The 15113-nt window shown below is 72.4% G+C and carries 11 protein-coding genes and 1 pseudogene; 5 read left to right on the top strand and 7 right to left on the bottom strand.

What is annotated here, in order from left to right; all coding sequences use genetic code 11:
* Positions 1–15 precede the first annotated feature (15 nt).
* Positions 16–1602: a dolichyl-phosphate-mannose--protein mannosyltransferase gene (locus BSB02_RS04370; protein WP_084957054.1), complete on the bottom strand. Its 1587-nt coding sequence runs from the start codon at positions 1600–1602 to the stop codon at positions 16–18.
* A gap of 63 nt (positions 1603–1665) precedes the next feature.
* On the opposite strand from BSB02_RS04370, the gene rsmI reads away from it, so the two are divergent.
* Both rsmI and BSB02_RS04380 read left to right on the top strand, forming a co-directional pair.
* Positions 1666–2493, top strand: a complete 828-nt coding sequence (gene rsmI, locus BSB02_RS04375; protein WP_084957056.1) for a 16S rRNA (cytidine(1402)-2'-O)-methyltransferase — start codon at positions 1666–1668, stop codon at positions 2491–2493.
* A 9-nt stretch (positions 2494–2502) separates the two neighbouring features.
* Complete coding sequence (locus tag BSB02_RS04380; protein ID WP_338064320.1) at positions 2503–4062, top strand: dolichyl-phosphate-mannose--protein mannosyltransferase; 1560 nt, start codon at positions 2503–2505, stop codon at positions 4060–4062.
* On the opposite strand, the gene BSB02_RS04385 is transcribed toward BSB02_RS04380, so the two are convergent.
* The gene (locus BSB02_RS04385; RefSeq protein WP_084957060.1) at positions 4013–5509 is read right to left on the bottom strand and encodes a hypothetical protein; all 1497 of its coding nucleotides are present in this window, start codon (positions 5507–5509) and stop codon (positions 4013–4015) included. The genes BSB02_RS04380 and BSB02_RS04385 overlap by 50 nt on opposite strands.
* 100 nt (positions 5510–5609) lie before the next feature.
* Here BSB02_RS04385 and BSB02_RS04390 point away from each other — a divergent pair, with 100 nt between their 5' ends.
* Positions 5610–6830: a glycosyltransferase gene (locus tag BSB02_RS04390; RefSeq protein ID WP_206184505.1), complete on the top strand. Its 1221-nt coding sequence runs from the start codon at positions 5610–5612 to the stop codon at positions 6828–6830.
* 21 nt (positions 6831–6851) lie between these two features.
* The gene (metG, locus tag BSB02_RS04395; RefSeq protein ID WP_084957062.1) at positions 6852–8396 is read left to right on the top strand and encodes a methionine--tRNA ligase; all 1545 of its coding nucleotides are present in this window, start codon (positions 6852–6854) and stop codon (positions 8394–8396) included.
* On the opposite strand, the gene BSB02_RS04400 is transcribed toward metG, so the two are convergent.
* The 4 genes and pseudogenes from BSB02_RS04400 to BSB02_RS04410 all read right to left on the bottom strand — a co-directional run bounded on the left by BSB02_RS04400 (position 8390) and on the right by BSB02_RS04410 (position 12932).
* Positions 8390–9544: an FAD-dependent monooxygenase gene (locus BSB02_RS04400; protein ID WP_084957064.1), complete on the bottom strand. Its 1155-nt coding sequence runs from the start codon at positions 9542–9544 to the stop codon at positions 8390–8392. The genes metG and BSB02_RS04400 overlap by 7 nt on opposite strands.
* Positions 9545–9579: 35 nt before the next feature.
* Positions 9580–11235: an ATP-binding protein gene (locus tag BSB02_RS43270; protein WP_338064322.1), complete on the bottom strand. Its 1656-nt coding sequence runs from the start codon at positions 11233–11235 to the stop codon at positions 9580–9582.
* A 600-nt stretch (positions 11236–11835) separates the two neighbouring features.
* A pseudogene (locus BSB02_RS41950) lies at positions 11836–12507 on the bottom strand (AfsR/SARP family transcriptional regulator); the annotation flags it as partial.
* Between the two features lie 5 nt (positions 12508–12512).
* Positions 12513–12932 carry an alpha/beta fold hydrolase gene (locus BSB02_RS04410; protein ID WP_084957066.1) on the bottom strand — a complete coding sequence of 140 codons (420 nt, stop codon included), beginning with the start codon at positions 12930–12932 and terminating at the stop codon, positions 12513–12515.
* Between the two features lie 66 nt (positions 12933–12998).
* On the opposite strand from BSB02_RS04410, the gene BSB02_RS04415 reads away from it, so the two are divergent.
* A complete protein-coding gene (locus tag BSB02_RS04415; RefSeq protein ID WP_084957068.1) occupies positions 12999–13853 on the top strand; it encodes a TatD family hydrolase in 855 nt (284 codons plus the stop codon).
* Between the two features lie 40 nt (positions 13854–13893).
* On the opposite strand, the gene BSB02_RS04420 is transcribed toward BSB02_RS04415, so the two are convergent.
* Positions 13894–15069 (bottom strand): FG-GAP-like repeat-containing protein, encoded by a 1176-nt coding sequence (locus tag BSB02_RS04420; RefSeq protein ID WP_084957070.1) that lies wholly within the window; start codon positions 15067–15069, stop codon positions 13894–13896.
* Positions 15070–15113 lie beyond the last annotated feature (44 nt).

The raw sequence follows: 15113 nt of genomic DNA on the forward strand, positions 1-15113 counted from the left end.
ATCCCTTCTCCGGGGTCAGATCCAGCGCTTGTCCAGCAACATGCGGGCCTTCCACTCGGTGTAGGGGATCACCTCGGCCGTCAGGATCGGGTGCAGCCACCAGAGGTTGATCAGCGCGAGCAGCGCGAACGAGCCGACGGCGGCGGCGCCCACCGTGCGCCTGGTCGGCGACGCCCCCGCCGGGCCGATGAGCAGCCCCGCGCACAGCGTGAGCGCCAGGACCATGAACGGCACCATGGGGACCGCGTAGAACAGGAACATCGTCCTGTCGTCCTTGACGGCGAAGTAGAACCACGGCAGCCAGCCGGCCGCGTAGCCCAGCAGCACCGCGCCCGCGCGCCAGTCGCGGGTGGCGACGTACCAGGCGATCAGCGCGATCAACGCCAGCAGCGCGCCGTACCAGATGACCGGCGTGCCGACCCCGAGCACGGCCTCCGAGCAGTCCTTGGCCCCGCAGACGTCCTGCTTGCCCTCGTAGTGGAAGGCCACCGGGCGCAGCAGCAGCGGCCAGGACCACGGTTCGGACTGGTAGGGGTGCGAGCTGGTCAGGTCGGCGTGGAAGCCCAGCACCTGGAGGTGGTAGCGCACCCACGCGCCGATCGAGCGGACGACGAACAGCAGCGGCCCGTCGGCGGTGGCCTGCTGCCACTCCCGGCCCCAGCCCTTGTCGCCGGCGAACCAGCCGGTCCAGGAGGCCACGTAGGTCAGGGCGGGCACGGCCACGGCCGCGACCAGGCCGGTCGGGACGTCCTTGGTGATCCATCCGGTGTACGGCGAGCGCAGCCCCAGGGCCTTGCGCGCGCCCGCGTCCCACAGCCAGGACATGATGAAGAAGACGAAGAAGAAGACGCCTGACCATTTGACGGCGCAGGCGGCGCCCAGGCACAGTCCGGCGGCCAGGCGCCAGGGGCGGATGCCCAGCCAGGGGCCCTCGGGGGTGAGGGGGGCGGTCTCATACCAGTCCACCAGCCGCCCGCGGGCCTTGTCGCGGTCGACCACCAGGCAGGCGAAGCCGGCCAGCACCCAGAACATCAAGAAGATGTCCAGCAGCGCGGTGCGTGAGAGCACGAAGTGCAGGCCGTCCAGGGCCAGCAGCAGCCCGGCGAAGCAGCCCAGCAGGGTGGAGCGGGTCATCCGCCGGGCCACCCGGGCCAGGATCAGGATGGACAGCGTGCCGATCACCGCCGCGGCGATGCGCCAGCCGAAGGGGTTCATCCCGAACAGCCACTCCCCCACCCCGATCATCCACTTGCCCAACGGCGGGTGGACGACGTAGGAGGCGCACTGGTCGACCGCGGCGCACTTCTGGAAGACATCGGTGTTGCCGGCCAGGATCGCCTTGTCGGCGTCCTGGATGTAGGTGCGCTCGGCCAGCCAGCGGATCAGCGAGTAGGCGTCCTTGGCGTAGTAGGTCTCATCGAAGATCACCGCCTTGGGGTGCCCCAGATTGTGGAAGCGCAGCACCCCGCCCAGGACCGCCACGAACAGTGGCCCGAGCCATCCCCACAGCGCGCCGCCACGCATGGGCGGCACCAGCCGGTCGCGCACGGACACGGGGCGCGGGCTGGACTCCTTGACGCCTGAGTAGTCGGTCACCGCCATTCGGACATCGTACGGTGCCTACCCACCAAACACCGTCAGAATGGTCAGGTGACACGACAAGGCATGCTGGTGTTGGCCGGGGCGCCCATCGGACAGGCGGGCGACGTCTCGCCGCGGCTGCGCGAGGCGCTGGCCCGGGCCGACGTCGTGGCCGCCGAGGACACCCGGCGGCTGCGCAGGCTGGCCCTCGACCTGGGCGTGGAGATCGGCGGCCGGATCGTGTCCTACTACGACGCCAACGAGGCGGCGCGGGCGCCGGAGCTGCTGGCGGCGATGGCCGAGGGCGCCACCGTGGTGGTCATCACCGACGCGGGCATGCCGGGCGTCTCCGACCCGGGCTACCGGCTGACCAGCCTGGCCGTGGAGGCGGGCATCACCGTCACCGCCGTGCCGGGCCCGAGCGCCGTGACCACCGCGCTGGCCGTCTCGGGCCTGCCCAGCGACCGCTTCTGCTTCGAGGGCTTCCCGCCGCGCAAGCCGGGCGAGCGGGCCAGGCGGCTGGCCGAGCTGGCGGCCGAGCCGCGCACGATGGTGTTCTTCGAGGCGCCCCACCGGCTGGCCGAGTCGCTGGCGGCCATGGCCGAGGCCTTCGGGCCCGACCGGCGCGCCGCCGTGTGCCGGGAGCTGACCAAGACCTACGAGGAGGTACGGCGCGGCGGCCTGGCCGAGCTGGCCGGCTGGGCCGAGGGCGGCGTCAAGGGCGAGATCACCGTCGTGGTCGCCGGGCACGTGCCGGGCAAGGGCTCGATCGAGGACGCCGTCGCCGAGGTCGACCGGCTCGTCGCCGCCGGAACCCCGAGCAAGCAGGCCGTCGCCGACGTGGCCAAGGCCTCGGGGATCCCCAGACGCGAGCTCTACGACGCGGTTCACAGAAGATCCGTTGCCCCTTAGGGTGCCCACGTGTCCGCGATTCACCGGTTGGTGCCCCCGATGCAGGAAGGCCCGCTGTGGGGATGGCTCGGGCCGGTGTTCGTGGCCGTCCTGGGCGGGGTGCTGCGCTTCATCGACCTCGGGCATCCCAGGGCCGTGGTCTTCGACGAGACCTACTACGCCAAGGACGCCTACTCGCTGATCACCTTCGGGGTGGAGCGGGAGACGCTGGGCGACGCCAAGGACCCGATCGCCGACCGCATGCTCATCGCCGGAAACCTCGACATCTGGGAGCGGTGCGACACCGTCGAGCAGTGCGCCTCCTATGTGGCCCATCCGCCGTTGGGCAAGTGGATGATCGGGGTGGGGGAGTGGCTGTTCGGGATGAACCCCTTCGGCTGGCGCATCGCCGCGGCGGTGATCGGCACGCTGTCCATCCTGATCCTGGCCCGGGTGGCCCGGCGGATGACCCGCTCCACCCTGCTGGGCTGCTTCGCCGGGCTGCTGCTGGCCCTGGACGGCCTGCACTTCGTGCTCTCACGCACCGCGCTGCTGGACATCTTCTTGATGTTCTGGGTGCTGGCCGGCTTCGCCTGCCTGGTGGTCGACCGCGACAAGGCCCGCGGGCGGCTGGTGGACTGGTATGAGACCGCCCCCCTCACCCCCGAGGGCCCCTGGCTGGGCATCCGCCCCTGGCGCCTGGCCGCCGGCCTGTGCCTGGGCGCCGCCTGCGCCGTCAAATGGTCAGGCGTCTTCTTCCTCCTCGCCTTCGCCGTGCTGACCCTGCTGTGGGACGCCGGGGCGCGCAAGGCGGTCGGGCTGCGGGAGCCGTACCGGGGGACGTGGCTGCGGGACGTCCCCACCGCGCTCAACGCGCTGGTGGTGGCGCCCGCCGTGGTCTACCTGGCTTCGTGGACCGGCTGGTTCGCCGGCGACAAGGGCTGGGGGCGCAACTGGGAGCAGGCCACCTCCTCGGGCCCGCTGTTCTTCGTCTTCGACTCCCTCCGCTCCTGGCTGGGCTACCAGGTGCAGGTGCTGGGCTACCACACCAGCCTCACCGAGACGCACACCTACATGTCCAAGCCGTGGCAGTGGCCGCTGCTGCAACGGCCGCTGCCGTTCTACTGGCGCGACGACCTGCCGCCGTCCAGCTGCGGCGCCGACAAGTGCGTCCAGGCGGAGCTGGCGGTGGGGACGCCGGCGCTGTGGTTCGCCGCGGCGTTCGCCCTCGTGGGGCTCATCGCCTGGTACGTGGCCAACCGGGACTGGCGCGCGGGCGCGGTGCTGCTGGGCTACGCGGCCGGCTGGGCGCCGTGGATCTACTACGCCGTGGCCGACAACCGGACCATGTACTTCTTCTACATGATCCCGGTGGTGCCGTTCATGGTGCTGGCGGTGACGCTGATGGCCGGGCTGGCGCTGGGCCGGCGCGACGCCCCGCCGGTCAGGCGCGCGGCGGGCGCGGCGGGCGTGGGCGCCTACGCGCTGGTGGTCCTCATCAACTTCTGGTGGCTGTCGCCGGTGCTGAGCGCCCAGACCATCAGCCACGCGCAGTGGTGGGCCCGGATGCTGATGCGCTCGTGGGTCTGAGGCCCCGGCGCAGCGTGATCGCCGCCGCCAGGCACGCCAGCGGTACGGCGGGCAGCACGTAGCGGTAGTCGAACTCCGCCGTGGCCGCGGGGGCCAGCAGCAGGCCGAAGGCCGCCAGCCAGGGCAGCAGCACCGGGCCGCCGAGCGTGCGCCAGCGTACGGCGATGCCGTACAGGCCGATGAGCAGGATCGCGCCGAGCATGATGCCGCGCAGGAAGAACACCTTCTGGTAGCCCTCCATGACGTCGGCCCACGGGTGGACGATCTTGGTCTCCGGCGGGCCCTGCTCGTACATGAAGGCGTCGGTGTCGGCGCGTCCCCCTCCGTAGGAGGACCAGGTCGGCAGCCGCTCGGGCGGCAGGTTGGCGCGGAAGTTGTAGGCGTTGAAGGTCTTGGCGTCGGGGAACCTCGGCCGGTCCCAGTGGAAGCTGCGCATGAAGTCGCGCCACACCGTGGCCAGGTAGTCGCCCGGCTGGGACAGGATGGCCCGCTGGGCGAACCGGCCGGCGATCTCGTTCTTGAACTCGTCGAACTTCTTGCCGGGCAGCCGGTGGAGCACCTCGGGCGCGGTGCCGTCGTTGCGGCCCTGGCCGGCGCCCCACAGATACCACTGCGCGAACGGCTTGCGCTCGGCCTTGTCCAGGCACAGCAGCGCGATGTCGAGCTCCTTGCGCGGGTCGATCCGCATCTTGGCGCAGTCGGCGAAGACGGCGGTGCGCATGTAGAGGATCAGCCCGTCGCTGTTGGTCATCGCGACCTTGCCGTTGGCCGCCTTGAACCACGACATGTAGCCCAGCACCGGCACCGCGCACGCGACGACCACGGCCACGACCGGCCGCCAGCCGACGCGCTTGACGATCAGGTAGGCCGTCACCAGGGCCAGGATGGGCAGGCCGATGGACCGGGTGAGCGCGGTCAGCGCCAGCAGCAGGCCCACCACCGCGCCGGCCCGCCAGCTCAGCCGCCGCTTCCACAGCACGAGCGTCACCACGCCGGTCACCAGCAGGGTGAACATGGTGTCCGACATGATCAGCTGCTCGAGCTGGATCTGGTAGGCGTCGAAGAGCACCGGCACGGCCGCGAGCGTCGCCCCCCAGCCCGGCAGCCCGAACCTGCGCCGCAGCAGCACGTAGATCAGGACGGCGGTCGCCAGGCCCATGAGATGCTGGGTGAACACCACCAGCGAGAAGCTGTGGAAGGGTTTGAGCAGCAGCAGCCAGAAGCCGTAGCCGCTGGGCCGGATCGGGTCGGGGCGCGGGTGCAGGGCGACGCTGACGTACTGGTAGGAGTCGTTGAACCACATCGCCGGGCCGTACCCGAGCATGGTGACCAGGCGCAGCGCCGCGCCCAGGGCGAGGGCGGCGCCGAAGACCCAGTGGTCCTTGAGGAAGGCCCGCCTGGCGGGTGCGGAGGGCACCACGCGAACGAGCTCCGCGACGGTCACCATGCATCAAGGATGCCAGGCGTTTTGTGGTCTTGACCCGACCATCCCCGGGCAGAGGGCATGATGGTGTGCTGGAACAGTCGTGACTCGAGGGGTATGTGACGTGGAACTGACCGTGGTCATGCCGTGCCTCAATGAGGCTGAGACCATCGAAGTCTGTATACGCAAGGCCCTGGCCTGCATGAAGGAGCACGGCATCGAGGGAGAGGTGCTGATCGCCGACAACGGCAGCACCGACGGGTCGCAGCAGCTGGCGCGCGACGCGGGAGCCCGGGTGGTCCACGTCGAGGAGAAGGGGTACGGCAACGCCCTGATGGGCGGCATCCGCGCCGCCCGCGGCAAGTACGTCATCATGGGCGACGCCGACGATTCCTACGACTTCACGTCCTTGATGCCCTTCGTCGAGCAGTTGCGCGACGGCGCCGAGCTGGTGATGGGCAACCGTTTCAAGGGCGGCATCGCCCCCGGGGCCATGCCCCCGCTCCACCGCTACCTCGGCAATCCGGTGCTGTCCTTCATCGGCCGCCTGTTCTTCCCCTCCAAGATCGGCGACTTCCACTGCGGCCTGCGGGGCTTCCGGCGCGAGTCGATCCTGCGGCTGGGCCTGCAGACCGGCGGCATGGAGTTCGCCTCCGAGATGGTGGTGAAGGCGACGCTGCAGGGCCTGGACGTGCGGGAGGTGCCCACCACGCTGTCGCCGGACGGCCGCTCCCGCCCGCCGCACCTGCGCTCCTGGCGCGACGGCTGGCGCCACCTGCGCTTCCTGCTGCTGTACAGCCCGCGGTGGCTGTTCTTCATCCCGGGCCTGGTGCTGATGACGCTGGGCCTGGTGGCGGGCACCGCGCTGACGTTCGGCCCGGTGGAGATCGGCGAGCTGGCCTTCGACGTCGACACCCTGGTCGGCGCCTCGGCCGCGGTGGTGATCGGCTTCCAGGCGATGCTGTTCGCGGTCTTCACCCACGTCTACGCCGCCGAGGAGGGCTTCCTGCCCGAGTCCAGGCGCGTGCGCAAGCTGGTCAGCATCGTCACGCTGGAGAAGGGCCTCGTGGTCGGCGGCCTGCTCGCGCTGGCCGGCATCGTCGGCCTGGTCATGTCGCTGGTCCACTGGCAGGTGCGCAGCTTCGGCGAGCTGAACCCGCGCGAGTCGCTGCGCATCGTCGTGCCCGCCGCCACCGCGCTCATCATGAGCTTCCAGACCATCTTCGCCTCGCTGTTCGTCAGCATCCTCGGCATCCGGCGCACCCGCGAGACCGCCGTCGACGTGGCCGCCAAGGCCGCCGAGGAGGCCGCCGAAGCCGTGACGCGCGCGGACTCCAAGGCGTGAGCTGCCGATAGGATTTCGCGCATGGCCGCGTACTACGTCTCGACGCCCATCTACTACGTCAACGACGCGCCCCACCTGGGGCACGCGTATACGACCGTGGCGGGCGACGTGCTCACGCGCTGGCACCGCCAGCGCGGCGAGGACGTCTGGTATCTGACCGGGACCGACGAGCACGGCCAGAAGGTCATGCGCACCGCCGAGGCCAACGGCGTCAGCCCGCAGGAGTGGTGCGACAAGCTGGTGGAGGAGGCGTGGAAGCCCCTCTGGCAGCACCTGCAGATCGCCAACGACGACTTCATCCGCACCACCGAGCCCCGCCACACCCGGCGGGTCCAGGAGTTCGTCCAGGACCTCTACGACAAGGGCGAGATCTACAAGGGCAGCTACACCGGCCCCTACTGCGTGGGCTGCGAGGAGTTCAAGACGCCCGGCGAGCTGCTGGAGGGCGACCTGTGCCCGATCCACAAGCGCCCGGTGGAGTGGCTGCAGGAGGACAACTACTTCTTCAAGCTCTCGGAGTACGGCCCGCGCCTGCTGGAGCACTACGAGCGCCACCCCGACTTCATCCAGCCCGCCTCGGCGCGCAACGAGGTCGTGCAGTTCGTCAAGCAGGGCCTGCAGGACCTGTCGATCTCCCGCTCCACCTTCGACTGGGGCGTGCCGGTCCCGTGGGACGACAAGCACGTCATCTACGTGTGGGTCGACGCGCTGCTCAACTACGTCACCGCGGTCGGCTACGGCTCCGACCCCGAGCGCTTCGAGCGGATCTGGCCCGCCAACGTGCACCTGGTCGGCAAAGACATCCTGCGCTTCCACGCGGTGATCTGGCCCGCCATGCTGATGGCGCAGGGCCTGCCGCTGCCGGGCAAGGTCTTCGCCAACGGCTGGCTCATGGTCGGCGGCGAGAAGATGAGCAAGTCCAACCTCACCGGTATCTCGCCCCACCAGCTGACCGACCACTTCGGCGTCGACGCCTACCGCTACTACTTCCTGCGCGCCATCCCGTTCGGCCAGGACGGCTCGTTCTCGTGGGAGGACTTCACCGCCCGCTACACCTCCGAGCTGGCCAACGACTTCGGCAACCTGGCCTCGCGGGTCGCCGCCATGGTTGGGAAGTACTTCGGCGGCGTGCTGCCCTCCGCCGAAGGCGACTACCACATCGCCCAAGCGCTGGCGGAAACGGCCGCCGAGGCCGACCGGGCCATCGGCGACGAGCTCGACTTCGCCGGCGGCCTGGGCCGCATCTTCGACTTCGTCAAGCAGGTCAACGGCTACCTGAGCGAGCAGGAGCCGTGGAAGGTCGCCAAGGACGCCTCCCCCGAGGGGCAGGCGAGGCTGGCGGAGATCCTCTACACCGCGGCCGAGTCGCTGCGGGCCGTCGCCGTGCTGCTCAACCCGGTGATGCCCACGACGTGCGCGAAGCTGTGGGCGTCGCTGGGCGCCGAGCCGCACCTCGGGCCGCTGGCCGAGCAGCGGGTGCTGGACGCCGGCCGGTGGGGGCAGCTCCCGGCCGGGGCGGCCGTCACCAAGGGGGAGATCCTCTTCCCGCGCCTGGAGGGTCAGTAGTCCTGGAGGGTGATCGCCTCGGCCGTCTTCCTGACGCCCTTGGCGATCAGTCCCTTCCACGGCGCGTAGGGGATCAGCTTGTAGTTCACCCGCAGCAGCCAGGCCACGAACTTGCTGCTCGGCACCATCCACTGGGCCACCCCTTCGCCCGACTTCTGGCAGCCGCGCACGTAGTCGCGCATGGCGGCCTCGTAGCGCTCGAACGCGCCGTCCACGCCGCGGCCCAGCTCGCCGGCCAGCACGTAGGCGCCCACCATCGCCAGGCCGGTGCCCATGCCCGACAACGGGGAGGCGCACCAGGCGGCGTCGCCGAGCAGCGCGACCCTGCCGTTCGACCAGCTGTCCATGCGCACCTGGCAGACGGCGTCGAAGTACAGGTCGTCGGCCTCCCACAGGTCCTCGATGAGCCGGTCCAGGATCCAGCCCCCTCCGGCGTACTGCTCGGCGATGATCTTCTTCTGCTGGCCGGTGTCGTGCCGGTCGTAGGCGACGGCCGGGAAGTAGAACATGGCCTTCGCCTCGGTGTTGTGGCGGGTGGTGTAGAGGCCGGCCAGCCGTCTCGGCGTCATGTAGAGGTGGCCGGTGTACTCCAGGCCGAGGTGGTTGCGGGTGGTGAAGACCGCGCAGTTGAGGCCGAGGCCGGTGACGAAGCGCTCCTCGGGGCCGAAGGCCAGCGAGCGCACCTTGGAGTGCACGCCGTCGGCGCCGATCACCAGGTCGAAGCGCCGGGTCGGGGTGCGCTCGAAGGTGACCGCCACGCCGTTGGCGTCCTGGGTGAGCGAGGCGATCGAGTCGCCGAAGACGTACTCGGTCCGGTCCTTGGTGAGGTTGTAGAGGATCTTCGCGAGGTCGCCGCGCTGGATCTCGATGTCACCCGCGAACAGGTCGGCGGGCATCCTGGCGATCGGCCTGCCCTCGGAGTTGACGTACGACATGGCGCCCATGCGGGTGCTGTTGCGCTCGACCTCCTCCAGGATGCCCATCTTGCGCAGGACGCCCAGGTGGGCGTGGCCGCGGAAGTCCACGGAGTGGCCGCCCTCACGCAGCGCGGGGGCGCGCTCGACGATCGTGGTGCGGTGTCCGTTGCGGTTGAGCCAGTACGCCAGGGCCGGGCCGGCGACGCTGGCGCCGGAGATCAGGATGTCCATGCCGTCGAGACTGCCGGGGCGCGCTCACCGCGCCCTCACCGCAGGCTCACCGTCGGGGAGGCGTCGATGACCTCGTCGGTGAGCCCGGCCAGGCGCAGGGCCTGCCTCGGCGTGAGGCGGGCGCCCCGCCGGTAGGCGGCCGGATGGGCCCGCGCCGCCGTGCCGTCGACGGGCCGGCCGCGCAGCACGCTCGCCGCGCCCAGCAGGGCCGCGGCGGCCTCGGGCTCCTCCAGCCCGGCCAGCGCCTCGACGGGACGGGCCGCCTCGGTCAGCGCGCCGGCGGCCACCGCCGTCTCCATCGCCTCCACGAACCGCGCACGGGCGCCCGGCCGGTCGCCCGCCGCCTGGTCCAGCAGGCCTAGGCCCACGAGCGCGCGGGCCAGGTTGCCGATGGTGCGCATCCAGCCGGGTTCGAGGCCCGCCAGCGCCTCCTCATACAGCCGCCGCGCGCTCGCCAGGTCGCCCGTCATCCGCGCCACGTCCGCCCTGCCCCGCAGCGCGCACGCGGCGTAGGAGGGCAGGCCCGCCTTGCGCGCCAGCTCCCCGGCCCGCTCGTAGTCGGCCAGCGCGGCGGCGGGGTCGCCGCCGTCGAGCCGGTGGTCGCCCCGGCTGCACAGCATGTCGGCCAGGTCCTCCACCGCGCCGAGCCGTTCGGCCAGGGGGAGCGCCTCGTCGAGCAGCGCGGCGGCGCCGGCCGTGTCGCCGCCGACGGCCTTCAGCGCGGCCAGCGAGTCGATCGCCAGCGCGGTGCCCCAGCGCTCGCCCAGCGACCGGAACAGCTCCACGGCCGTGGTGAACCGCCGCTCGGCCTCGGCGTGCCGGCCGCTCGCCAGGGGCGGGTAGCCGAAGATGAGGTCGGCCATCGCCCGCCGCCACGGGTCGGAGCCGGCGAGGGCCCGCTCCAGCATCGCGAGCGCCCCGCTGACGTCGGGGCGGCCGCCGGTGGTCATCGGCCACAGGAACGTCACGAAGGGATGGTCGCTCGCCGCGGCCGCGGCCGAGACCGCGGCCCGGTGCCGCGCCCACTCCGGATGGCCGGCGACGAGGAGGGCGGCCAGCACGTAGCCGTCGCTGGTCTCCTCGCCGGGCCGGGTCCGCGCCAGCAGGGCGGCCGCGTGCGGGACGGCGGAGCCGCGCAGCCCGCGTATCCACAGGTAGAACGCGAGCGCCGCGACCAGCTCGTAGCCCAGGCGCGTCCGCCCGGTGCCGGCCGCCCAGCCGAGCGCGGCCATGAGGTTGTCGTGCTCCGCGCTGAGGGTCTCCAGCCACGCCAGCTGGTCGGGGCCGCGCAGCCCCCGGTCGCCGCGCAGCGCCAGGTCCAGGAAGAAGGCGGCGTGCGCCTGCCGTACCTCGTCGGGGCCGGCCAGCTGCTCGGCGCAGAAGGCGCGGACGGTCTCCAGCATGCGGTAGCGCCCGCGGTGCACCTCGACCAGCGACTTGTCGGCGAGCGAGTCCAGCACCTCGGCCGGGACGCCGCACACGCGCTCGGCGGCCCGCGCGTCGGCCGAGCCGGCGAAGACCGTCAGCCGGGCGGCCATGAGCCGCTCCTCCTCGCTCAGCAGGGCCCAGCTCCAGTCCACGACCGCGCGCAGCGTCTGGTGGCGCGGCTGTGCCGTACGGCTGCCGCGCGACAGCAGGCGGAAGCGGTCGGCCAGGCCCGCCTCCAGGTCGGCCAGCTCGTGGGTGCGCATGCGGGCGGCGGCCAGCTCGATGGCCAGCGGCAGCCCGTCGAGCGCGGCGCAGATCCGCTCGACGGCCTCGCCGGGTGTGAAATCGGGCCGTACGGCTTTCGCGCGGTCGGTGAAGAGGCGGGCGGCCTGCGCGGGCGGCAGGGGGCGCACCGGCCACAGGTGTTCGGGGGTGATGCCGAGCGGCTCGCGGCTGGTGGCGAGAACGCGCAGGCCGGGGCAGCGGGTGAGGAGGGCTTCGGCGAGCCTGGCGACGGCGTCGACGAGGTGCTCGCAGTTGTCGAGCAGCAGGACCTCGTCGGTCAGCGCGGCGGCCAGGCGGTCCAGCGGGTCGTGCGCCACGCCTGGGCGGTTGCCCTCGCGCAGGCCGAGGGAGGTGAGCACGTACCTGGGCAGCTCGACGGGGTCGTGGAGCGGGGCGAGCTCGACCAGACGAGCGCCGGGCGCCGCCTCGGTGGCCAGGCGGGTCTTGCCCACGCCGCCCGGGCCGAGCAGCGTCACCAGCCGGGCCGTGCGCAGCAGCTCCCGCACCGAGGCCAGGTCGCCGTCGCGGCCGATGAGGCTGGTCAGCCGGGGTGCCTCGGTGCCGCGCAGGATCGCCTCGTGCAGCGCGGCGAGCTCGGGCGAGGGGTCGGCGCCGAGCTCGCCGGCGAGCAGCCGGCGGGTCTGCTCGAAGGCGAGAAGGGCTTCGGCCTGCCTGCCCTCGGCGCGCAGGGCACGCATCTGGAGCAGGCGAAACCGCTCGCGCAGCGGGTGGCGGCCGGCCAGCTCGGCGAGCTCGGCCACCAGCCCGGTGCGCTAGTCGCGGCGCAGGTCGGCCTCGATCCGGTCGGCGAGCGCTTCCAGGCGGCGTTCCTCCAGGTGGGCGGCGAAGCTCTGGGGAGAGCCGACGTCCGCCATGGCCGGGCCGCGCCACAGGTCCAGGGCCTCGCGCAGCAGTGTCGCGGCGCGCTCGGCGTCTCCCTCGTCGAGCGCGCACCGGCCTTCGGCGGCCAGGCGCAGGAAGCGATGGGCGTCGACGTGGTCCGGCCGGGCGGCGAGCCGGTAGCCGCCGGGCTCCATGGCGATCTCCACGACCTGGCGCAGCCGCGAGATCTGGGACTGCAGGCGGTGCGCGGTGGTGCCGAGCTCCTCCATCAGCTCGCCGGGGCTCACCGGCTCGCCCGCGCGGGCCAGGAGCAGGGCGAGCAGCGCGCGGCGGGCCGGGCCGCCCAGCGGGATCTCGGCGCCGTCGTCGCTCCAGGCCCGGGTGGAGCCGAGGATGCCGAAACGCATGCACCTCACCCTAGGGCGTCGGCGAACGCCCTGATGTGGCCGGCCAGCTCGCGTGGCCGTTCGAGCCGCAGGCCGCCGTCCACGGCGACGACCGCGCGGCACTCGCGCTCCGTGGCCGCCTGGAGAGCGAGGAGGGCGCCGAGGGAGTGGCCGACCAGGAGGGGACGCTCGACGTGGAGGGCGTCCATGACGGCGCGGACGTCGTCGGCGAAGGCGCAGCTTTCCGCGGCCGAGGACCTGCCGTGCCCGCGCAGGTCGAAGGTGACGACGCGGTAGCCGGAGGCGAGGAGCGGAGCGAGCCGGTCCCACGATCGCTGCGGCGTGGCGAGCCCGTGGATGAGAACCGCGGGCGGTTTGTCCGTGCCGGAGTCCCGCACCGCCAGCCGTACCGAGCCCGTGGTGACCGTCCGTCTGGTCCATCGCATGGTCGTCAACCTATATTGACGCGCCGCGATTCGTCAACCTTGGTTGACCGACGCTAGATTGGGCACGTGAGATCGCTACCCGCCCCGCCGGAGCCGCTGGCCGGCGAGGTCTTCGACAGCCACTGCCACCTGGACATCATGGTCGGCTCCCGGCAGGCGTCCTCCGGCGACCCGGTCGCCCAGGCGGCGCAGGCCGCGTCGGCCACCGTGGACGGCATCCTGGCCGAGGCCAAGGCCGTGGGCGTGACCCGGCTCGTCACCATCGGGTACGACCTGCCCTCCTCGCGGTGGAACGCCGAGCTCGCCGGGGCCCACGAGGACGTCTACGCGGGCGTCGCGATCCACCCGAACGAGGCGCACGCGGCCACGCCGGAGGCGCTGGCGGAGATCGAGGAGCTGGCGCGCCTGGAGAAGGTCCGGGCGGTGGGGGAGACCGGGCTGGACTACTACCGGGACTGGGCGCGCAGGGAGGACCAGCACGCGAGCTTCCGCGCGCACGTCGAGATCGCCAAGCGCACCGGGAAGGCGCTGGTCATCCACGACCGGGAGGCGCACGACGACGTGCTGGCCGTGCTCAGGCAGGAAGGACCGCCCGAGGTCGTGATCTTCCACAGTTTCTCGGGTGACGCGGAGATGGCCAAGCAGTGCGCCGACGCCGGCTACTTCATGTCCTTCTCCGGCCCGGTGACCTACAAGAACGCCGGCTACCTGCGCGAGGCCGCCGCCGTGGCGCCGCTGGAGCTCATCCTCGTGGAGACCGACGCGCCGTACCTGCCGCCGGTCCCGCACCGCGGCAAGCCCAACGCGCCCTACCTGATCCCGCTCGTCGTGCGCTGCCTGGCCGAGGTCAAGGGCGTGCCGGAGGAGCGGGTGTGCGAGGCGGTCGGCGCCAACGGCGTGCGAGCCTTCGGCGGATGGTGAGCTCTTCCGTCATCAGGACAGCCTCTTCAGGACAGCCTCTTCAGGACAGCGAGGAGCCGAAGTCCGCGCCGCGGGCGGGCTGCAGGGGCTCCAGCCGGTCGGCGTTCCGCCCCAGCACCGAGATCGCGCCGTACGGCCCGCGGTCCGGGGCACCGACGACGAGCCGGTTGCCGGCGAAGGCGACGGCGGCGCCCTGCCGGGCCTCGGGCGCGGCGGGCTCCAGCGTGCGGTCCTCGTCCGGCCCGACCACCCGGACCGTGCCGGTCCCGGCGAGACCGATGGCGAGCCTGCCGTCGGAGGAGGCGGCCAGCGACACCGCGGACGTCTCCTCGATCCTCCTGCTCGCCTTCAGCTGCTGGTCGAACAGCTGGACGAACCCGGCCCGCGGCGCGCTGACCGCCAGCCCGGCCCTGTCCGAGTACGCCACGGCGTAGCCGAACCTGTCGCCCTGGTTCAGGCCCTGCGGCTCCCACTTGGTGGCGGTCACCTGGGCCGCGGTCACGTCCTCCAGCACCGTCATCGACCCGGAGTCGAGCTTGCCCTGGTCGATCTGCCTGCCGCCGCCGTCGTCGTTCTCGTACGGCACGCCGACCACGAGCTTGTTGCCCGGCCCGAACGCCAGGGCCCAGCCGAACTGGTCGCCCTGCTCCCCGTTGCCCGGGATGCCGGTCGTCTCCTGGCTGTAGCGGCGCAGCCGGTCGACGCCGTCGCCGACGTACACCGCGCCCTGGTCGGGGGCGTTCGCCTCGTCCTCGTAGGGCGCGCCGATCGCGATCAGCGTCCCCTTGGCGGCGATCGACCAGCCGAAGTGCGCCTCCTGCTGGGGCTGGGGGGCGACGAGCCTGCGCGGCTCGGCGCCCGCTCCGCCGTGCAGGACATAGACGGCGCCCGCGTCGATGACGCCGTCGACGTCCGCGTACGGCGCACCGACGAGGAGATCGGCGCAGCGGTCGCCGTTGACGTCGGCCAGCCGTACGGCCCAGCCGTACCCGTCGGCCTCGCCCAGGGCGGGGGCGCCGAGCGGGACGATCTTGTCGCCCGACAGCAGGTGGACCGCCCCGGGGCCGGCGAGCGGGTCGCCGATCGCCAGGTCCTCCGCGCCGTCGCCGTCGAAGTCGCCGGCCACGGCGCGCGGGCAGTCGGCGGCCGACGCGGCGGGCTGGACGGCGGCCAGCGTTCCCGCCGCGAGCAGGAGGGCGGACAGCAGCCGTGTCATGCCTCCACCCTGCCTCTCGCGCCGCCCGCCCGCCACCTCTCACA

The sequence above is a fragment of the Thermoactinospora rubra genome, assembly GCF_002093975.1.
In the GTDB taxonomy this organism is placed as follows: Bacteria; Actinomycetota; Actinomycetes; order Streptosporangiales; family Streptosporangiaceae; genus Nonomuraea; species Nonomuraea rubra_A.